The sequence below is a fragment of the Rossellomorea sp. SC111 genome (assembly GCF_024733565.1).
In the GTDB taxonomy this organism is placed as follows: domain Bacteria; phylum Bacillota; class Bacilli; order Bacillales; family Bacillaceae_B; genus Rossellomorea.
Map to the genome: position 1 here is coordinate 138,408 of NZ_JANIOC010000008.1, position 20,434 is coordinate 158,841.

A 20,434-nucleotide genomic window follows, 5' to 3' on the forward strand; every position below is an offset into this window, starting at 1 on the left:
CATGTTAATAGAGAGTAAATAATCAAAAGGAGTGACAAACATGACACAGTCCAAACACGAAAAAGAAAGACAGTGGAATGTAAGAAAAGAGGAGCAGCATCCTCACGGTAAAGTTTCTTCGTTCAAGGAGCTAAAGGAAGGAAAGAAAGATAAATAAAAGGAAAACGGATGCTAAAGGGCATCCGTATTTTTAAGCTTATCATTCTTTATCGTGATGATATGAGTCATCGGTTTTGTATTGCTCGGGAAAGTATTTATTTCGCACTTCATCTTTGTCCCACTCTTCTTTACCGCAAGCTGCTGCCAATTCGTCAAGATATCTCATAATGTACTGCATATCAAGGTCCTGCAGGCAGTCATAGTCTATGCCTTCGAGAATATAATTCTTGAATGTCCAGACCAGCCGCTTTGTTTCACCGTTGTTATTTTCACCAATCATTCTCAGGGAACGCAGGATTTCTGCAATGATGGATACATCTTGTTTACCGTAATGCCTTAATTGATAAAAACTTTTATATAAATAATCGACAAAGGTTGGCTGTTCTAAAATGATACGTAACTGGTTCTCATCATCTGTCAAATATGAGTTTGGAAGCTTATGTTTTGCAAGTTTTGAAAGGATGATCCCGATTTCTTCAATGCAGTTCTTGGCTGTATTAGGGTCGTTGATGGCAGGTGAAATGGCCCTTAAGGCTATTTCTACCAGCTTCCGGATCCCGAGTTCAATGTCTTCCATCGGCTCTTTATCAGGACCCAGTACAAGGTAGCCGAGGTAATCTTCGGCATCAATCTCTTCATTCACGGTCCAAATCGTCATCACAGGAGTCCCCTCAAGTAAGTATTCGCCAGGTGTCTTTACCATCCGCACGATACTCTTATCCTTCCCGGCTTTCTTGATCATCCCCTCAATATCAATCTGTTGTAGATAACCGGATGTTTCACTGAACACATTGATGGGCTCAGTTTCCTTAAAGAAGGACTCATTGAATATGGATGGATTTTCTTGAATGGCGTTCCTTCTATATAGGTAGCTATTATCAATTTTATTATTCGTTTTAATGGTGATGTTATGGATTAAATTACTCACCTTCACCCAATTGGAGACATGATGCACGAAATAAACGAAGACAAATAAACAAATAACTGCCACTACGCCTGCAAATGCCGAGGAAATATATAATTCCTGACCCGATTCATCGTGTAGGAGGACCAGCAGGGTTATGCAATAGACCACACCGGACACAAAGATGGCAAGCACCCGCTGAGTCGGGCGATCATTGATGAAATTCTGTAAAGTCCTCGGTGAATACTGGGATAGAAACGTTGTGAGAACAACCATGATGGTTGAAAAGGTAATGGTCGTCATCGTCATGATGGATGATGCAATCGTACTGATGATTGTCATGGATAAGTTGAAATTAGAGAATAAGACCTTTGGAAATATGGGATAGTTATGCTGACTTAACCACCAATCAAAATAAAAGGTGACAAGGGAAAGAAGTAAAGAGATCAGTGAGAATAAAAATGGCACAAACCAAAAGCTTTTTTGCGCTTTATTCAATATATGTATATTCAGGTTCATAACAGGGTTCCACCTTACTAGACAGTATGCTATAAGAATAGCCTCAAAGTCGTCACCATAAACATTAGTATGTTGGCTTACATCAAAAAAGGAGGAGGAAGTCCTCCACCTTAAGACTATATATTCTTAGTATTATGCCTCTACAATTTTATAGTTTTTGTGATTTACCACCGTCTTTTCTTCTAATTCAAGATCGCGATAATTCTTCATATAAGTTAAATCGACGATCACTGAATTTTCATTCACTTTCTCAACGATTCCTTTTAATCCTTCTCTAAATTCAATCACATTCCCAATCTCTGCTTTTTTCATCAAAAGCCGCTCCTTTTTGGCAAAATTCTACAAACAATTACTAATATTTTGACCCAAAGTCACAAAAAGGTAAAGAGTTTTCTAAAAATTCCATATTAAATTTATCTCTTGAGCTCATCAGTCATTTGAAACTACAATAGAAACAGTGAAGATGGAGGTATTGTATATGAGTGAAACAGAAATTCTTGAACAGTTGCAATCATTGCGTACAAGAGAAGTAGAGGAAATAACGGTATTGAAGGAAGATTTTCTTGCTTTCCGATCTGTGCTGGTAAAACAGGGTGATTTTAAACAATTCCGCGGGATCGCTAAACAAGGTGGGAATATCCTTTTTCAATATCTGGATACACCGCGAAGTTAAACGAAGTGGAGGAGATCATCCTCTGCTTTTTTTGCCTGTGCGTGTTGGAGTCTTGCTGTATATCATCATTATATGAACGGATTTCTTCAGATAGTATAGAAGGATGGACGATTGGTGGTAACCATTACCTGCTGAAATTCTTCCCATACATTGTTATCTTATGGGGGAGCACTATTTAGGAGGTAGAAATATGATTAAGAAAAGCTTTATTTTGGGAATTGCAGCACTTTCTTTTGTTACATTCTCTACTCAAACATTTGCTGCAGGGAGCATGCACACTGTAGAAAAGGGTGAGTCCCTTTGGGAGATCGGTAAAGAGAAATCTGTATCCGTCATTCAATTAAAAGAAGCAAATAATATCAAATCCAATGAAATCCAACCTGGACAAACAATCGAAATCCCTGACAATAATGTGACAACCGAAGATCGGGAGCTGCTTGCACAACTTGTACATGCAGAAGCGAAGGGTGAGCCATATGCAGGTAAAGTCGCAGTTGCAACCGTCGTATTAAACAGAGTGGATTCTACTGAATTCCCTGACACTATCAAAAATGTAATTTATCAGGTTTCAAATGGGCACTATGCTTTCTCACCTGTACAAAATGGACAAATCAACCAAGCGCCTTCACAGGAAGCAAGGGACGCTGTCCAGGAAGCCCTGGCATTCAGGGGGCAGGGAAAGGGATCACTCTTTTTCTATAATCCAGTGACATCTACAAGTGACTGGATCACCAGCACGGAAACCTTGCTTACAATCGGAAAACACCGTTTCGCAAAGTAAGAATAATCGGGAACAATAAATGAGCGTTCGCGTATCTTTTTCTTTCCTCTATGTGGGATTAATAGTAAAATAGAGTAAAGTAAAAAGAGGTGATGTTGATGAATGGGACAATTGTTGCTCGAATTGAGTTGGTAAGGTGGAAGATGATAGAGTCAGGCCGTCGTTTAGGGCTGAACAGTCCTACGACCATCCAACTGAGTAAAGAGCTGGATACCTTGATCAATATTCATCAGCGAAATGATACTAAAAAAACAACTCATACTAAAATGATTCAATAATTTAAAGGGTTAACCTTTGGAAATCTCTCTTATTTTAATAAGAGAATTCCAACGGGTTAACCCTTTTTTATTAAAATAGATTGAACCTTCAGGGCTAAGGGTATCCTTCTATATAAACTTTTGATGGGAGATGAAGAGAATGAAGGGTAAAATTGTATGTATCACAGGAGGAGCCAGTGGTATAGGGAAAACACTGGTAGAACATTTTGCCAGAGAGGGCGCCATGGTTGAATTCGTGGATAAGGACAGAGAAAAGGGGAGAGAACATTCTCATAGGCTTAATGCAGAGGGATATACCACACGCTTCCATGAAGCAGATGTGGGTGTCCCCGAGGAGGTGAGGGCCGTCTTCAATAAAATAAAAGAAGATCATGGGGTGCTGGACGTTTTGATTAATAATGCAGGTGTCTCCAGATTCATGTCCTTCTGGGAGATGGAACCTGAGGATTGGAACAGCATTCTCTCATCAAACTTAAGCAGCGTATTTTTTTGCACCCGGGAAGCGGCCACTTTAATGAAGGATCGCAATGGGTGCGTAATAAATATGGCATCCACAAGGGCATCTATGTCCGAACCGGATACTGAAGCCTATTCAGCGACAAAAGGAGGCATTGTAAGCCTCACTCATTCACTTGCCATTACCTTAAGCGGAATGGGAATCCGGGTCAATTCCGTCAGTCCAGGATGGATTCAGACGGAAGACTATGACTCCCTGAGAGACATCGACCATCGTCAGCACCCTTCCGGCAGGGTAGGGAAGCCGGAAGATATTGCGAGGGCATGTTTATTCCTTGCCCACCCCGATAATGATTTCATCACAGGCGAAAACATCGTAATAGATGGGGGGATGACAAGGAAGATGATTTATGAACATTAATGGTATTTAAAAACCAACCATTCAGGTGAAGTGGTTGGTTTTTTTAATAAAAGGGATAATTTAACAAAGAATTATGGTAGAATAAAAAATGATATATTTAGAAAATTTAATCAATATAGTGAATGAGGGGGAAAAAGAATGAATCGATTGGATTCAATCAAGAGAGAGATGAATAAAGTGTTAGTGGGGAAGGACAAAGAAATCGACCTGTTATTAATTGCTCTTCTTCAAGAAGGACACGTTCTATTGGAAAGTGTACCGGGTACAGGAAAGACTTTGCTCGCCAAAACATTCAGTCATTGTATCGATGGTGCGTTTAAAAGGATCCAATTCACACCTGATGTGTTACCGAGTGATGTGACAGGTATACAGTTTTTTAATCCGAAAACACAGGAATTCGAATTAAGGACAGGACCCGTCGTCACGAATGTCCTCCTCGCAGATGAGATTAACAGAGCCACTCCGAGGACGCAGGCAAGTTTACTGGAAGTAATGGAAGAAAAACAAATCACCATAGATGGTGAAACCGTTCCATTAGAGCCGCCGTTCATTGTGGTGGCCACTCAGAATCCGATTGAATCCCAGCAGGGAACATTTCCACTTCCTGCAGCACAGCTTGACCGGTTTCTATTGAAGATTCCGTTTACATATCCTGATTTTGAAGAAGAGAGAATGATATTAAATCGATTTAAATCGAATCAGCCTTTAAATGAGGTTGAAAAAGTTGTTTCATTAGCCGAAATACAGGAAATGACAAATCAAGTGAAACATGTACATGTTGATCCAGATATAGAAAAGTACATATTACAGATGACAAGGGGAACGCGAGAGCACGAGTGGATTGAAACAGGTGCAAGTCCAAGAGCAAGTTTGGCCTTGTTAAAAGCATCTCAGGGGAAGGCTTTTATTGAAGGCCGGGATTTTATTCGTCCTCAAGATGTGACGGAAGTAGCAGCTTATGTGTTGCAGCACAGGGTGCAATTAACAGCTGAAGCTTCTTTGACGAAGACGAATGAAGAGGTAATGAAGCAAATAGTTCAGATGGTTAATCTTCCGGTTGAAATGAGGTAGTGAACGTGGATTGGAAACGTGAAGTTATAGAAGATCCTTATAATTCATTGAGTGAAGTTCTTCTTATCATTGCAATTGGTGTAAGCTTTTTTGTCCAATCGTATATCGGACTGGCCATTTTCCTTTTATGTTTCCTTTATTTCAGGGTGCATAAGTGGTACTTGGAGAAAATAGGGGACGGAATCAAAATTATAAAAAAGACAAAAAGAGTAAGGCTTCATTGTGATGAGGAGGGATACTGGGATTTCCAGGTTGAGAATCATGGACTACCTGTTTGGGGAGCATCTCTAAAACTATCGTTTAGAGATATTGTAGAACCAACTTCTCATCCTTATGAATCTTATCATGGAAATATAGTCGAAGTGTCTGTCCCATTCTCCTTGAAAAAAGATGAAAAAGGGTTGGTCCGATTGCCGATCAAAGGCAAAAGGAGAGGTCTTTGTCGATTAACGAAGGTACAACTGGTTATTCCCCATCTATTTGGTAGTGGGAAAGTGATCATGGATCTACAAGAACCTGTACCATCTACGATGATTGTTTTTCCATCTCCATCTTCAGTGAAAGTTTTCAAAAACAGGGACTCTAATCGGAATGGGGAGTTATCCTCCCCACGTTCCCTATTCTTCGATGTGTTCCAGCCGATTGGTACAAGAGAATATGCTTCTGGCGATCGTTTTCAAGACATTCATTGGAAGGCATCAGCAAGAACAGGACAACTGCAAACAAAGGTATTTGCACCATCCACAAAGAAAGAATGGATGATTGCTATAAATTTGACTGATCGTTATGCCATAACAGGACAATTGGAATCCATCATTAAACACACTGCTTATTTAATGCATCTGGCTGTAGAACAAAATATCTCATTTTCCCTAGTATTAAATGCAAGAAGTCAGGGAGCTACACCGTTCTATTACTTACCATCAGGTACAGGAAGGGCACATCAACAAAAAGGACTTGAATTGCTGGCCACTTTATCAACGGATGATTTTACTGTACCATTTCTGATTGTGTTACAACACCTATATATAAGACAGCTTGTTCCACATGTATTCATAGTGTCAGGGATAATGAACTCAAAGGAGAAAGAACGTTTGGTGAAAATTTCTATGAAACAATCCGAAATTTTTATGTTGAACTCAGATGAAGAGCAAGGAGTCGTTACCGTATGGAATCAAATATTAAAAATGCCCTCTTAACGAGAAATCAACAGATGCTCATCGTAAAGTTAGGATTGTTACTGGGGATAGACTTATTATTTTCCCTTTTAGCCGTAACTTTTTTTGTGCCAAGAGAACATTTCCTTGGGGATTACTTACCTATAGTTTCCCTAACTTTAATCTGTTTGCTCCCTTGCATCATTATATTTGTACGCTGGAAACAAGTGAATCAATTCATCTTATATGGAATTTTGTTCGTGATGCTAATCTTGGGAATCTACATTTTTTCAGGGTCCTGGTGGCTTTTAGTCCTTTTTTTGTTATTTATCCATTGGAGATTTGGTTCCCATTTTCAGAATGAGGAAAATCAAATAGAAATCAATAGCGGAATTGTACTGGTATTCATTCTCCTGTCAACTTTATCACTAATATATAGTTCAGTGAATGAATTAGGAAATAGTCCTGTTATATATTCTCTTCTTTTCTTCTTACTGTCTTTCATTGCAACTGGAACAGCTATTCAAAGAATGATGAATCAGCCTCCTTCACATTCTAAAATAAAAAAACAGCTGTTGAAGCCTTTTGTTGTTTTAATGACGGTAATCCTTGTTGGTGGGGTAGTGCTTTTCTTTGTTCCCTTCATAAGAACAGGATTCTATTGGGGTGTTCAAAAAATCTTTTGGGCATTGTCATTTTTAGTTGATCCAATCTTCGGTCTGCTTTTAAAAATAAGAGATTGGTTAATGAGTATGATTTCCAGAGAAACACTGGATGGAATGGGAATAAAACTGGATACACCAGTGGAGTCTGTTCAGCAAAATGCCTTTTATGAAGGGGTTTCAATACCATGGTTAAAAGGGGTTCTGTTCGGGATTTTTCTTTTGATTGTCATCATATATATATTAAAAATGAGACGAATCACCCTTGATGCAGATGACGATGAGGTTTCAGAATCACTACTGTCTACATTTAAACAAGACTATAAAGAGGAGAATAAGGAAATATTTACAGTTTCTTATTCGGATGCAAGCAATACCATCAGGAAGTCAATGAAGAGTTTAGAAAAAGAAGCTTCATCGGCTAACCTGGGGAGATATTTCAATGAAGATGTTCGGAAATGGTTTAGTAGAATGGGTATTACTGAAGAAGAGCCCTTTTATGCTCTTTATGAAAACGTCAGGTACGGTATTAGAGATCCAAGTCAGCAAGAAGTCGATTACTTCACAAATCAAATTGAGCACCATATCGGTGAGTTGAAAGAACGGGAAGATCAATAGAAGAAGCTATTGCTTATGCTTACAGGGGTCGTTTTTTTGTAAGCATCAGCTTCTTTCATTTTAGTTTGGTGTGGTAGTTGAATATTTGATAGTTTCCCCGTTCTAATCTAGTTTCCCCGGCATATGCTAGAAAAAGAATGATAGGAGGGGGAGGGTTCAAATTGAAATACGAAATAGAGCAGGCACTGAGGGTCAAAAGCCTTGCCATCGATGTGATGGAAGAACTGATGAAAGAAGACAGGAAGCATAGTGTTCAAGAATTAAAGCAATTGTCAGAGTTATTCTCCCGATGTATTTGTGACTTGGTAAATGTATACTCAAATATTTCCGAAGATCATGAAATGACATTAAAAGGGACGGTCATTAAAGCGAGGATCGGCTATAACCTCATGAAGGCAGAAGCAGTTGAAAAAGAATAGTATGACAATGGAAAGAATGACTCATACTAAAGACTCCATCTCAGATAGATATGGAGTCTTTAGTAGTCATTTTTTCTTTGTGTCTTACAATAAATCATCAAATTTTACATAATTAGGTTCATAACAGTGGCAAATTTATGAAATACTAAAAAAATCAAGCTTTACAATTGTGTATATGCTCATTGCATGCTATTCTTTTTTATTGAACAGCTTTATAGTAATATTGGATTAAGAACTAGAAGTAGTTGACGTATTCTTTATAATCCATTACTTTTATGAAGCAACTAAAAACAAGATAATTGAAGGAGTCGATTCACATGGCACAAAAAACATTTACAGTTACAGCTGAAACAGGAATTCATGCTCGTCCGGCAACTCTACTGGTTCAAACGGCAAGCAAATTCGACAGCGATGTACATCTAGAATACAAAGAAAAGAAAGTCAACTTAAAATCAATCATGGGTGTTATGTCTTTAGGTGTTGGTAAGGGTGCAGAAATCACAATCATTACTGAAGGTAGTGACGAAGAGGAAGCGTTAAACAGCTTACAGGAAACATTGAACAAAGAAGGTTTAGCTGAGTAATGTCAAGTCTTTTAAAAGGAATTGCGGCATCAAATGGTATCGCCATAGCGAAAGCGTATCGCTTAGTTGAACCTGACCTGAGCTTTGAAAAGAAAAACATAGACAATGCTGAACAGGAAGTATCACGCTTCCAGGAAGCCATTGCCACGTCTAAATCAGAGCTTGAAGCGATCCGTGATAAAGCAAGAGTTGATTTAGGGGAAGACAAAGCCCAAATCTTTGAAGCGCATCTTCTTGTCTTAAGCGATCCAGAACTACTTACACCAATTGAAGACAAAGTCAAATCAGAAAATGTAAACGCTGAATTCGCCCTTAAAGAAACAGCGGATATGTTCGTATCCATGTTTGAATCAATGGATAATGAATACATGAAAGAACGTGCGGCGGATATCCGTGACGTGACGAAGCGTGTCCTTTCACACCTCTTGGGCGTGCAGATTGCAAACCCGAGCATGGTAACAGAAGAAGTAATTGTGATTGCAGAGGATTTAACTCCTTCTGACACGGCACAATTAAATCGTGAATTCGTTAAAGGATTTACGACAGATATCGGTGGAAGAACATCACACTCGGCCATTATGGCCCGTTCAATGGAGATCCCGGCTGTAGTGGGGACGAAAGCCATAACTTCCTCTGTTGAAAATGGTGATATGATCATTGTTGACGGATTAAATGGAGAAGTACATATTAATCCGACTCCGGAAGTCATTGAGGAGTACAAGAAAGAACATGCCCGTTATGAAGAGCAAAAGGCTGAATGGGCGAAGCTTGTTGACGAACCTACGGTTTCTAAAGATGGGGAGCATGTTGAACTTGCTGCCAACATCGGGACACCTAAGGACCTTGAAGGGGTAAAGAATCACGGCGGAGAAGGTGTAGGACTGTATCGTACAGAATTCCTATACATGGGTCGTGACGAATTACCTTCTGAAGACGAACAATTTGAGGCTTATAAAGCTGTATTAGAGGGTATGGAAGGGAAACCTGTAGTGGTTCGTACTCTTGATATAGGTGGAGATAAGGAACTTCCTTACTTGAATCTGCCTAAAGAAATGAACCCGTTCCTTGGGTATCGTGCGATCCGTCTTTGTTTGGATGAACAGGATATCTTCCGTACACAGCTTAGAGCTTTATTGAAAGCAAGTCCATTCGGAAACCTGAAAATCATGTTCCCGATGATTTCAAATCTTCAAGAGTTCAGAGAAGCGAAAGCGATCCTGGAAGAAGAGAAAAAAGCCCTTCTTGAAAATGGGACAACGGTAGCTGATCACATTGAAGTGGGGATCATGGTGGAAATCCCTTCAACTGCTGTCATGGCGGATGTATTTGCCAAGGAAGTTGATTTCTTCTCAATCGGGACAAATGATCTGATTCAGTATACAATGGCTGCCGACCGCATGAATGAGCGCGTCTCCTACTTATATCAACCGTATAACCCTGCCATCTTACGTCTTGTAAAAATGGTGATCGATGCGGCCCATAAAGAAGGAAAATGGGCAGGTATGTGTGGAGAAATGGCCGGAGATGAGATTGCAGTACCGATCTTACTTGGATTAGGTTTGGATGAGTTCTCAATGAGTGCAACGTCCATATTGAAGGCACGTTCTCAAATTCGTCAGTTGAATCGTTCTGAAATGAAAGAACTGGCTGAACAGGCCTTACAATTAGACACCAATGATGCGGTCATTTCAGCAGTGAAAAAAGCGACATCAATGGAATAAATTTAGGTTTAAATGATGGAAATGAGGGTAATATATCTGTGAAGAATAAGGCACACACCCTTTGGGCCTTTTTATTCTCATTTCCCCCTTTCTTGCGGATTGAAGGAACGCTTGGTTCTTTCAATCCCTTTTTCTTTTTAAAAGGGGATTACACAGGTGGTTACCATGCTACAAACCGCATTCAAACTTCATATCCCGAATTCACTTGTTTATTATACTGTATGAAAGCGCTTTTTTAAAGTGTTTTACTAAAATAACTTTTTTGGGAGAATGGGGTGTTTGCATGCCCATTAAATGGACGAGTTTTGTTCAGTGAAGCGACGTTTTGGTAAATGAAAAATTTTTTATAAAAAAAGTAGAAAGATGGTTTATCATCTTTAAAAGCGGGTATTCTATTATTAAGCATGAAATTGGAGATTAATTTCTCACTAACACCCCCTTTTCCTTTTTTATTGAACTAACTCAGTTAACTGTGTTGGTTCTTTTTTTTTTTTGAATTTGTCCATTGAATAGGACTTGTTGAGAAGAAGATGAATAATAAATATATGCTGATCTTTTGAGTGGATTAGCAGAACCATAAAGGGGGCAATTACCGATGGCAAAAAGGACAAAGAAGAATGATCCGCAACAAAAAAACAAAAAAGGCTTTGATTCTTCAAAGATCAATGCTGAATTTGCCCATGAAATCGGGAGTGCAGCAACAAATAAAATCCACAACGACAAAGCTAAAAAAGAAAAAGCACCTAAAAACAATGGTGAATATAAAGGGTAATGATAAAGAGGGACGGACCTTGATGCAAGGTCCGTCCCTCTCATTAGGTTTGGATGAAGGATTGAAGCCGGTCGAGTCCTTTGGTCAGTTGATCCATGGAACAGGCGTATGATAGACGGAAATATCCTTCTCCAAGCGGGGAAAAGGCATCACCGGGAACGACAGCCACTTTTTTCTCCTGGGCAAGGGCCAGGGAGAAATCAAATGAGCTTAACAGTACGTTATCCGGTATTTTCACGAAAAAGTAAAAGGCACCGTGGGGTTTGACGATTCCCTCAAATCCCATATCAACAAGTCTGTCATATACATAATCCCTTCGTTTCTTATACTCTTCCTTCATATCCCAAGCATCATCTTTGCCAGCTGTCAGTGCCTCATATGCTGCTTTTTGGGAGATGGACGAAGCGCAGGAGACATTATATTGGTGTACCTTCAAAAGGTGCCTCGAAATGGCTTCAGGAGCGAAGATCAGGCCGATCCGCCAACCGGTCATACTATGTGACTTTGATAATCCATTCACGATGATCGTTTGCTCTCTTAAATACTCTGCAATGGAATGATGTGAACCATCAAAGGTAAGTTCACTATATATTTCATCAGCTAATACAAAAATGTCGCGGCTCTTGAGTAATTCGGCAATTTCTTTCAGTTCTTTCTTTGATAAACTGACCCCGGTTGGATTCGAGGGGTAGGGAAGGATGATGCATTTGGTTGAAGGAGTCAGGCTGCCCTCAATCAAAGCTGCATCTAATTTAAACTCATTCTGGGTAATATCGATATGGACCGGATTGGCACCACATAGTTTGATGATGGGTTCATACCCGGGATATACGGGCCCTGGAAGGAGACAATCATCACCCTGGCAAAGAATTGTCCGCAGAATCACATCGATTCCCTGGGACGCACCATTTGTGACAATGACTTCTGTTGCAGGGTCATAGTCTACATGATATTTTTCTTTGACGAATGAAGCAGCCGCTTCACGTAAATCGATATATCCTGCATTGTGGGTATAAGACGTGAAATCTTCATCAATGGCCGTTTTTCCTGCGTCTTTAATATGTTGAGGGGTAGGGAAATCAGGTTGACCGATGGTAAGGGAGATCATATCGTCGATGTCTGACACCATGTTGAAAAATCGTCGTATACCAGAAATTTGTATGTCCCTTACCCTGGGGTTAATATGCTGTTCCAATATGTACACCTTCTTTGATCGTTTGCTTCATATTTTAACATTAAATTGAACGGTTACGCAGGGATTTGTTTGAGTGGAGGAGAAAAAGGGAAAGGATAAAAAATGAAAAAAGACAGTTAGGGAGAGCCATATGATCCGAACAAGTATAATCAGGGAAAACGGGGAAATCCAAAGTGATGTTCCCTTATCAAGAATAAAGGAAAAAGATGTGAAATGGTACTGGGTGGATTTCTCTGAACCTTCAAGCAAGGACATTAGATTGCTTAAGTTGTATTTTCGATTTCACCCCCTTGCGATTGAGGATTGTTTGGATGATTTCAGTCAACGTCCCAAGCTCGATTTTTATCATCAATACATCTTTGTGCTCATGCACGGGATCAATACAAAGACCCTTGATTCCCATGAGGTGAATATGTTTGTGAATTCAAGATTTATCGTTACGTTCCATAAAGAACCTGTCAGTCAATTGAATCAAATATGGGAGGAAATGAAAGACGAGGGGTGCCAATTCAGCCCGTTTAAAATCATGCATAGAATCGTTGACAGGCTCGTGGATGATTATTTCCCCCTTGTGTATAAGATAGAAGACCGCCTCAATACGATTGAAGACAACACGAATGAAGAAGCCGACAGTGATCTAATGGATGAGTTATTTGATATCCGACATGATATGTCAAAGCTCCGCCGCACCCTGGTGCCGATGAGGGATTTATTGTATCGCATCAGTAATTCGGGCAGGTTGAATGCCCTCAAGGAAGAGCAGCTATACTTCAATGACGTATATGATCATTTGATCAAGCTTGTTGAAATGCTCGAATCTTATCGGGAATTCTCATCTGATATACGTGATAATTATTTATCGATCAATTCCGATAAAATGAATAACATCATGATGACATTGACAGTCATCACGACGATTTTCATGCCCCTTACCTTTATTGCGGGTTTATATGGGATGAACTTTGTCAACATGCCTGAACTCGATGAGCCCAATGGATATTTCATCGTCCTGGGAATCATGGGCCTCATAGCACTGATCATGTTTGGGTTCTTTTTGAAAATAGGCTGGCTGCGTTTCAGCTCGAAAAAAAGAAGGAAGAGAAGAAGGCTCCTTCGTCTAAAATAGTCATGCTGCCTTTATTCCGTAGTTATCGAATAAATTGTTAGTAACATGTAGATTTTTTTGTGAAAAAACGTTATATTGGTTGAGGACAATAGAAGAAGAATTGGGTTTAAACGATACCCGAGAGGTTCTAGCACAACCCTCTATAAAAAACTAAGGAAAACGGCATCCTTAGGTGTCGTTATTTTTTTGTTAGTGGCAAACGAAAGCCTATATTATAGAGTCTGACAGAATCTCTTTCTTCTTCTCATGGCAGAAGCCTGCAGAAGAGAAAGGAGAACCTTTTATGAACACAGATAAAGCGTTAGTCGTATTCAGCGGAGGTCAAGATAGTACAACGTGTTTGTTTTGGGCAAAGAAAGCATTTAAGGAAGTAGAAGCAGTGACTTTCAACTATGGACAGAGACATGTTGCAGAGCTTGACTGTGCTAAAGAGATTGCCGGGGATCTGAATGTACCTCACCATATTTTAGATATGAGTTTATTAAATCAACTGGCACCAAGTGCCCTTACAAGAACCGACGAAGAAATTACCCATCATGAGGGGGAATTACCTTCCACCTTTGTTCCTGGAAGAAATTTATTATTCTTATCATTTGCAGGCATTTTAGCTAAGCAAATCGGTGCGAAACATATTGTAACGGGTGTATGTGAAACGGATTTCAGCGGGTATCCGGACTGCAGGGATATCTTTGTAAAATCATTGAATGTTTCCCTCAATCTCTCTATGGATGAACAGTTTGTCTTTCATACCCCCCTTATGTGGATCAATAAAGCCCAAACATGGGAGATGGCCGACGAATTAGGAGCGTTCCGTTATATTCAGGAAAATACCCTTACATGTTATAACGGGTTGAAAGGGAGCGGGTGCGGGGAATGCCCGGCTTGTGACCTTAGACAAAGGGGATTGGAAGAATATGTGAGTGGCGTAAAAGGGGGAAAGGGATCATGATTCAACAGATTTACCCTGTTCCTGATCATCCGTATGAATATGAATTAAATAAAGATATGCATTTTGCTGCTGCACATTACATTCCGCATGTGGAGGCAGGAAGCTGCCAGGAGGTCCATGGTCATACGTACTTTGCCAACATTACAATTGGTGGTGATCAACTCGATGATTCAGGATTCCTTATTAATTTCCAACATATAAAGAAACTCATCCATAAACGATTTGATCATACGATGATCAATGAGGATGAACGGTTTTCTTCAGAGAGAGGGACGGAATTTCCAACGACTGAAGTAGTGGCGAAAGTCATGTGGGAAATCATCCAGGATCATTTAGACACGCTTCCCCACCGACCACGGTGTCTTCAAGTATTCTTACGGGAAACCCCTACCAGCTATTGTATATACAGACCAAAGAGGAAACGCTCATGAAGAAAATCCCTGTTCTGGAAGTGTTCGGGCCAACCATCCAAGGGGAAGGGATGGTCATCGGCCAAAAAACAATGTTTGTCAGGACTGCCGGGTGTGATTACAGCTGTGCCTGGTGTGACTCAGCCTTTACATGGGACGGATCTGCCAAAGAGGATATCATGCTCATGACGGCAGAAGATATTTGGTATCGATTGCTTGAAGTTGGTGGGGACAGATTTTCCCATGTAACGATTTCAGGTGGTAATCCTGCCCTATTGGCCAGCATGAAGGAACTTATTGATATCTTAAAGAAAAATGGTATTGAATCTGCCCTTGAAACCCAGGGAAGCAGGTGGCAGGATTGGTTTTATGATATCAGTGATCTTACCATATCTCCAAAGCCGCCAAGTTCCGGCATGGAGACGGACTTTGAGAAACTTGATGAAATCGTTCATCGATTAAGTGAGAATCGTTCACAGTTCAGTCTAAAAGTGGTGGTGTTTGACGATCTTGATTTAGAATATGCCACACGCATCCATCACCACTATCCCGGTGTGCCATTTTATATTCAAACAGGCAATCCTGCCGTTGCAGAAGGTGACACAGCCAAACTGGTTTCGGATTTGCTGTTGGATTATGAAACACTCATAGATAAAGTGTGTGAAAGAAAAGAATTAAATGACGTTCGTGTGCTCCCGCAGCTCCATACATTGGTATGGGGGAACAAACGAGGGGTATAGGAAGAAAAAGCGATTGATGGACTCCCATTCAATCGCTTTTTGGTTTGGGTTGATCCGCGATCAAGGTCGGGTATCTTCATCTGACTCATTCCTGCGCTTTTGGCCTTCAATATACGAAAGTTCAACCGGTTCATCCTTGCCTTCTGCATTCTTCCCGAGAGCAATCAAGGGAAGATTGTTCTGCGCAGGAAGAATATGGTCAGTGATATCATCAAAATCAGGCAGTCCCCCACCTTCATAACCTCTACGATCCGTCATAACAACACCTCCTGTCCTTAGTATGGATTCAGATTTCAATTTTAGTCTTCTTTACCTTTGCTGCTTATAACGATGAGTGTGCTGGTTGATTTCAGCTTCAGGTGCTCGCTTTCTCCCCGCGCGAGTCTTGTCCCTGGAGCGGAAAGGAGCGGTCCTTGTATTCACTATTATCTCATCTTAGATAGAACAAATTATAAACATCTTTATCTACTGTCATCTAACAGTTATCCCCGAGCCGATTTTTTTCTTTAACGATTGTAAAGAAGTTCCTGGTTTGTTCGATATAAGTAGGGAGGGCAATAATGTATGGAAGGACGAAAATCATTGAATCAATCAAACGGAATACTTCTCGAAAGCGGTACAAATGAACTTGAAATCGTTGAATTCGAGGTTCAAAACAATAAATTTGGGATTAATGTCATTAAAGTGAAGGAAATCATCCAGCCTACTGCGGTGACACCGATTCCCCACTCACACCCCCATGTAAAGGGACTTGTTCAATTAAGAGGGGAAGTACTGCCGGTCGTTGACATGGCGAGGGTACTTGGGGCAGAAGAAGAGGAAACACCGAAGTCAAAATATATTGTAGCTGAATTCAATCAGCAGAAGGTCATCTTTCATGTCCATAACGTCACTCAAATTCATCGCATTTCCTGGAATCAGATCGAGAAACCTTCAGAAATGTATTCAGGTGTCCATTCGGGGATAATCGGGGTGATCAAACGGGAAGAAACCATGATTCTTCTTTTGGATTTTGAGAGCATCATGCTCGAGATAAATCCTGAAACAGGCATCCGTGTAGATCAAGTGAAAAAATTAGGTCCTAGAGAGAGAAGGAACAAGAGAATTATTGCAGCTGAGGATTCCCCGTTACTTCGCAAGTTGTTGAACGACACTCTGGCAGAAGCGGGATATGAGGATGTAGAGTTCTTTGAAAATGGAGCCGATGCATTTCAATACTTAGAATCCATTGCGGATGGAAACCGGGACGTGAGAGAAAGCGTACATCTTGTACTGACGGACATTGAAATGCCACAGATGGATGGACATCATTTAACCAAAAGAATCAAAAATCATCCAAAGCTTAACACACTCCCGGTCATCATTTTTTCATCCCTTATTACAAATGATCTAAAACATAAAGGCGAGATGGTAGGGGCCGAAGATCAGATCAGTAAACCTGAAATCGCTGAGCTTATTTTAAAAATCGATCAGTACATTCTGTAACACAACTAAAAAGGGTTCAGACAATTGTCAAAACCCTTTAGAGGATATATGCGTTACTGTACTAAAATCAGTGGGTATTAAAAGAAGCTGTCGCCTAATTTTTTGAATACAGGCTTTTGATATTGATTCTTTCCCGTCTTACGTATCTGATCGGTTTGATCTGACATTCCTGTATACTGTTCCAGAATTCCTTTTGCCTGTTGTAACCCCATTTTACATTTTGGATTTCGCAGGCTTTGGTCGAGTGATCCCAAATGTGGAAGCTCTTTGAAATCTTCCTTAGCAGGAGGGAGATGGAACGTGTATTCTCCGCAATCAATCAAGACATCCGATTGTTGTTGACTGTTCTTAGGGTTATTAGAGAAGTGAAGTCCCACTTTTTTGGCCTTGCCTTCCCTGATCATTTTCATTAAGGCTCGTTTTTTTAATGAATATAAGTATTTTGGGTTACCTGCCGTTTTCGCATGACGATTCACAGTGAAAATAGCTTGAGAGAGGGTAATGACAGATGTGGAAGAAGGGGTGGATTTACTAGTGTTTCTCAAGTTATTGGCTCCTTTCCAGTGTATTCTTCTCTATTATACCCCCTTTCCCGATGATTGGAAAGGGTACCGAGGGGAGTTTATTGTTTAATGTCGCAGGACGTGCGTTGGGGAGAACTGAGAGGAAGTTCAATGAAGGCTCTACCTAAACAATGTAAGGTTAGGCGAGCCCTCTGATTATCGTCCGGGGTATATATTAATATTCTCAGTGAAGTTATTCGGTGAAGATTGGAAACTGTTGACACCATAGGGTTGTGGATAGCCAGGACCAGGATAAGGATACCCTCCGTATGGTGGATAAGGCGGGTAGCATGCAGGACCATAGCATGGTCTGTTGAAAAGCAAAGGACTGATGGCCAATCCTGCTAAACCACCTGCTAAGAATGGTAATCCAAAGAATGGGAAGAAACGCTGATCGCCCCCTCTGTAAGGCGGGTAGCTTCGATATGGGTAATATGCATATTGGTACATAATTAAAGAAAACCTCCTCTCTCTAATTATTCTATGGTTCATGATCAACCTGTGCGCCTGTCCCGAATATATCGGGCAGATACAAGAGGCATAAAGCAGAGGACTTTAAGGAAATGTAATGAATACTCTTACAGGATTGTAGGAACAGCAAAGGCGTACTAGCAAAAATAGAATCAGGATGAAGGATACAGATAAAAACATAAGCATAAAAGGATGACGAATCCATGAAATGGAATGACATTACCACCACCTTCAGTCAAGATCAGAAAAGCCTCGACACAGTCTTGAAGGAATTAATATTAGACCATATACACGATATGATCTTCATTATGAAGGTAGAAGAAGGAAACATTTTCAGGTACTCCTATGTCAATGAATCTGCTAAGAGGCACACATCCATCCAACAGGGGGATATGGGGCGCTTATTAGAGGATGTGATGCCTTTGGATATGGCACTTGACTTACAGAAGAGATATACGGAATTAGTGGAGACGGGTGAGAGCATTACCTATCAGGACGCATTTGAAGCAATAAACGGAAAACAAGTAGTAAATGAGTCCATTCTGACACCAATTACGGATGAAAGTGGACTAGTGGAGTATGTCGTTTCCATTACAAGGGATATTACACCTTCAATAGAAGAAAAGATGAAATTAAAGAAAGCCAAGGAACGATATAAATCCATCATAGAACATAATCTGGATGCGATTTTTATTTTGGACGCACAAGGAGTCATTAAGGATTCAAATAGAGCAGGATGCAAATTATCAGGATATTCAAAAGAGGCACTCGTCAACATGAATATCTTTGAGTTAATGAAGGCTCAGAATCGTGTGGTATTGGATGATGCCCTTTTCCAAACGTTATCGGGGAATCCGTCCTCCATTGATTATTGTCTTCTTTTGAATGAGAGAGGCGAAGAACGAATAACTCAATTGAAAATGGTCCCCATCGTGGTAGACCAAAAATGTGACGGATGTTATATCATCGTGAAAGACATCACCCAGCATCATGAACAAAGTGAAATGATCCATTATATGGCCCTTCATGATCAACTGACGGGAATATGGAACAGGAAGGCTCTGGATGATCATATTCCTTTGATCATTAATAATATGGAAGAAAGGGGAGTAGAACTTTCCCTTTTATACCTGGATTTGGACCGGTTTAAATTTGTTAATGACACATTGGGGTTAAAAGGTGGAGATCGTTTCCTGAAAAAGATCACAGAGCGCCTGATCACTCTCACCAATGAGGATTGCTTATTGTACAGGCAAGGTGGAGATGAATTTATCTTCCTTTTGAAAAATAGCAGCTTTGAAGTTACAAAGACGAAAGCAAAGGAAATCCTGGCATTGTTTATCAACCCTTTTACAATCGACAATCAGGAATTTTATATATCCCCCTCCATCGGGATAAGCCGTTATCCTGCAGACGGCTATGATTCCAATTCCCTCATTCAAAAAGCCGCCCAGGCTCTGTTTGAGGTGAAAGAAAAAGGAAGGGCACATTATCGTTTTTACCAAACCCATATGAAATCGAGTTTTCCAAACTATATCATTATGGAATCTCATTTGAGAAAAGCGATAGAAAAAGGGGAGTTATATGTCCATTATCAGCCACAAGTCAATTTATCGACTGGAACCATCGACAGCTTCGAAGCTTTGATTCGCTGGAATAATCGTAAATTTGGCTTCGTGTCACCCGCCCAATTCATTCCGCTTGCAGAAGAAACAGGTCTGATTCATCAGATTGGCGAATGGGTGTTGGAGCAGGTTTGTATCCAGTTGCAAAAATGGAGGGTCAAGGGATACAGGTCAGTGCGGGTAGCCATCAACATTTCCCCGAAGCAATTTCTTCAGGAGCAATTGGTGGATACAATCGATTTCTATTTATCAACGTATAGTATCCCCGCTAGCTGCATAGAAATTGAAATTACGGAGGGAGCCATGCAAGATACTCAGCAAACCTTGAAAATGTTGAAGAAACTGAAAGACCTTGGAGTGTTCATATCTGTGGACGACTTTGGCACTGGTTATTCTTCCCTTCATTATTTAAAACGATTTCCCATCGACGTATTAAAGATTGATCAATCGTTTGTCAAGGAGATCGGGATGAATCATAAGGACTCAGCCATCACGACAACGATCATCCATCTTGCCCACAGTCTGGGTCTTGAAGTCATAGCAGAGGGAGTGGAGCGTGAGGGTCAAGTCGATTTTTTGAAGAAGGCGAAATGTCAGAAGGCTCAAGGTTACTTTTTTAGTAAGCCGATAGGGCCAAAAGAAATTGAACAGCAGCAATTCGTCCTCATGTAAATG

Annotated in this window: 24 protein-coding genes and 1 riboswitch; of the genes, 18 read left to right on the top strand and 6 right to left on the bottom strand. The window is 40.4% G+C overall.

The window, feature by feature from the left end; translation table 11 throughout:
• Window positions 1-40 precede the first annotated feature (40 nt).
• On the top strand, window positions 41-157 hold the full coding sequence (locus NQ095_RS12165; protein ID WP_258263743.1) for a DUF6254 family protein: 117 nt from the start codon (window positions 41-43) through the stop codon (window positions 155-157).
• A 42-nt stretch (window positions 158-199) separates the two neighbouring features.
• Here NQ095_RS12165 and NQ095_RS12170 read toward each other — a convergent pair whose 3' ends face one another.
• Both NQ095_RS12170 and NQ095_RS12175 read right to left on the bottom strand, forming a co-directional pair.
• On the bottom strand, window positions 200-1,582 hold the full coding sequence (locus NQ095_RS12170) for a DUF2254 domain-containing protein (RefSeq protein WP_258263744.1): 1,383 nt from the start codon (window positions 1,580-1,582) through the stop codon (window positions 200-202).
• 132 nt (window positions 1,583-1,714) lie between these two features.
• Window positions 1,715-1,894, bottom strand: coding sequence for a YkvS family protein (locus NQ095_RS12175; RefSeq protein ID WP_044337597.1), 180 nt, complete (start codon window positions 1,892-1,894; stop codon window positions 1,715-1,717).
• A 166-nt stretch (window positions 1,895-2,060) separates the two neighbouring features.
• Between NQ095_RS12175 and NQ095_RS12180 the strand changes: the two genes are divergently transcribed.
• From NQ095_RS12180 to NQ095_RS12230, 11 genes are all read left to right on the top strand, one after another.
• On the top strand, window positions 2,061-2,255 hold the full coding sequence (locus NQ095_RS12180; protein ID WP_258263745.1) for a hypothetical protein: 195 nt from the start codon (window positions 2,061-2,063) through the stop codon (window positions 2,253-2,255).
• Window positions 2,256-2,445: 190 nt separating this feature from the next.
• A complete protein-coding gene (locus NQ095_RS12185; protein ID WP_258263746.1) occupies window positions 2,446-3,036 on the top strand; it encodes a cell wall hydrolase in 591 nt (196 codons plus the stop codon).
• 98 nt (window positions 3,037-3,134) lie between these two features.
• Entirely contained in the window at window positions 3,135-3,314 is a 180-nt protein-coding gene (locus tag NQ095_RS12190; protein ID WP_258263747.1) for a Spo0E family sporulation regulatory protein-aspartic acid phosphatase, read from the top strand.
• A gap of 139 nt (window positions 3,315-3,453) precedes the next feature.
• The gene (locus tag NQ095_RS12195) at window positions 3,454-4,191 is read left to right on the top strand and encodes an SDR family NAD(P)-dependent oxidoreductase (RefSeq protein ID WP_258263748.1); all 738 of its coding nucleotides are present in this window, start codon (window positions 3,454-3,456) and stop codon (window positions 4,189-4,191) included.
• A gap of 138 nt (window positions 4,192-4,329) precedes the next feature.
• On the top strand, window positions 4,330-5,262 hold the full coding sequence (locus NQ095_RS12200; protein ID WP_258263749.1) for an AAA family ATPase: 933 nt from the start codon (window positions 4,330-4,332) through the stop codon (window positions 5,260-5,262).
• 5 nt (window positions 5,263-5,267) lie between these two features.
• Window positions 5,268-6,461: a DUF58 domain-containing protein gene (locus NQ095_RS12205; protein WP_258263750.1), complete on the top strand. Its 1,194-nt coding sequence runs from the start codon at window positions 5,268-5,270 to the stop codon at window positions 6,459-6,461.
• A complete protein-coding gene (locus NQ095_RS12210; RefSeq protein ID WP_258263751.1) occupies window positions 6,431-7,699 on the top strand; it encodes a hypothetical protein in 1,269 nt (422 codons plus the stop codon). Before NQ095_RS12205 ends, NQ095_RS12210 begins: the two co-directional genes overlap by 31 nt.
• A gap of 161 nt (window positions 7,700-7,860) precedes the next feature.
• Complete coding sequence (locus NQ095_RS12215) at window positions 7,861-8,118, top strand: hypothetical protein (protein ID WP_258263752.1); 258 nt, start codon at window positions 7,861-7,863, stop codon at window positions 8,116-8,118.
• Window positions 8,119-8,435: 317 nt separating this feature from the next.
• Window positions 8,436-8,702 carry a phosphocarrier protein HPr gene (locus NQ095_RS12220; RefSeq protein ID WP_034756145.1) on the top strand — a complete coding sequence of 89 codons (267 nt, stop codon included), beginning with the start codon at window positions 8,436-8,438 and terminating at the stop codon, window positions 8,700-8,702.
• Window positions 8,702-10,423 (top strand): phosphoenolpyruvate--protein phosphotransferase, encoded by a 1,722-nt coding sequence (gene ptsP / locus NQ095_RS12225; RefSeq protein WP_258263753.1) that lies wholly within the window; start codon window positions 8,702-8,704, stop codon window positions 10,421-10,423. Before NQ095_RS12220 ends, ptsP begins: the two co-directional genes overlap by 1 nt.
• A 595-nt stretch (window positions 10,424-11,018) precedes the next feature.
• Complete coding sequence (locus NQ095_RS12230; RefSeq protein ID WP_167562111.1) at window positions 11,019-11,195, top strand: hypothetical protein; 177 nt, start codon at window positions 11,019-11,021, stop codon at window positions 11,193-11,195.
• 43 nt (window positions 11,196-11,238) lie between these two features.
• On the opposite strand, the gene NQ095_RS12235 is transcribed toward NQ095_RS12230, so the two are convergent.
• Window positions 11,239-12,390, bottom strand: a complete 1,152-nt coding sequence (locus tag NQ095_RS12235; protein ID WP_258263754.1) for an aminotransferase A — start codon at window positions 12,388-12,390, stop codon at window positions 11,239-11,241.
• Window positions 12,391-12,520: 130 nt separating this feature from the next.
• Here NQ095_RS12235 and corA point away from each other — a divergent pair, with 130 nt between their 5' ends.
• The 4 genes from corA to queE all read left to right on the top strand — a co-directional run bounded on the left by corA (window position 12,521) and on the right by queE (window position 15,615).
• A complete protein-coding gene (corA, locus tag NQ095_RS12240) occupies window positions 12,521-13,516 on the top strand; it encodes a magnesium/cobalt transporter CorA (protein ID WP_258263755.1) in 996 nt (331 codons plus the stop codon).
• 115 nt (window positions 13,517-13,631) lie between these two features.
• Window positions 13,632-13,676, top strand: a riboswitch (PreQ1 riboswitch).
• A gap of 123 nt (window positions 13,677-13,799) precedes the next feature.
• Window positions 13,800-14,465: a 7-cyano-7-deazaguanine synthase QueC gene (queC, locus tag NQ095_RS12245; protein WP_258263756.1), complete on the top strand. Its 666-nt coding sequence runs from the start codon at window positions 13,800-13,802 to the stop codon at window positions 14,463-14,465.
• Window positions 14,462-14,896 (top strand): 6-carboxytetrahydropterin synthase QueD, encoded by a 435-nt coding sequence (queD, locus tag NQ095_RS12250; protein WP_258263757.1) that lies wholly within the window; start codon window positions 14,462-14,464, stop codon window positions 14,894-14,896. The genes queC and queD overlap by 4 nt, the downstream gene beginning before the upstream one ends.
• Entirely contained in the window at window positions 14,893-15,615 is a 723-nt protein-coding gene (gene queE, locus NQ095_RS12255; protein ID WP_258263758.1) for a 7-carboxy-7-deazaguanine synthase QueE, read from the top strand. Before queD ends, queE begins: the two co-directional genes overlap by 4 nt.
• 60 nt (window positions 15,616-15,675) lie before the next feature.
• On the opposite strand, the gene NQ095_RS12260 is transcribed toward queE, so the two are convergent.
• A complete protein-coding gene (locus tag NQ095_RS12260; RefSeq protein ID WP_258263759.1) occupies window positions 15,676-15,873 on the bottom strand; it encodes a hypothetical protein in 198 nt (65 codons plus the stop codon).
• Between the two features lie 306 nt (window positions 15,874-16,179).
• On the opposite strand from NQ095_RS12260, the gene NQ095_RS12265 reads away from it, so the two are divergent.
• On the top strand, window positions 16,180-17,100 hold the full coding sequence (locus NQ095_RS12265) for a chemotaxis protein (RefSeq protein WP_258263760.1): 921 nt from the start codon (window positions 16,180-16,182) through the stop codon (window positions 17,098-17,100).
• 77 nt (window positions 17,101-17,177) lie between these two features.
• Here the strand turns inward: NQ095_RS12265 and NQ095_RS12270 are convergent, their stop codons facing one another.
• Both NQ095_RS12270 and NQ095_RS12275 read right to left on the bottom strand, forming a co-directional pair.
• Complete coding sequence (locus NQ095_RS12270) at window positions 17,178-17,645, bottom strand: YkyB family protein (protein ID WP_258263761.1); 468 nt, start codon at window positions 17,643-17,645, stop codon at window positions 17,178-17,180.
• Window positions 17,646-17,819: 174 nt separating this feature from the next.
• Window positions 17,820-18,113, bottom strand: a complete 294-nt coding sequence (locus tag NQ095_RS12275) for a hypothetical protein (protein WP_258263762.1) — start codon at window positions 18,111-18,113, stop codon at window positions 17,820-17,822.
• Between the two features lie 224 nt (window positions 18,114-18,337).
• On the opposite strand from NQ095_RS12275, the gene NQ095_RS12280 reads away from it, so the two are divergent.
• Window positions 18,338-20,431: a sensor domain-containing protein gene (locus NQ095_RS12280; RefSeq protein WP_258263763.1), complete on the top strand. Its 2,094-nt coding sequence runs from the start codon at window positions 18,338-18,340 to the stop codon at window positions 20,429-20,431.
• Window positions 20,432-20,434 lie beyond the last annotated feature (3 nt).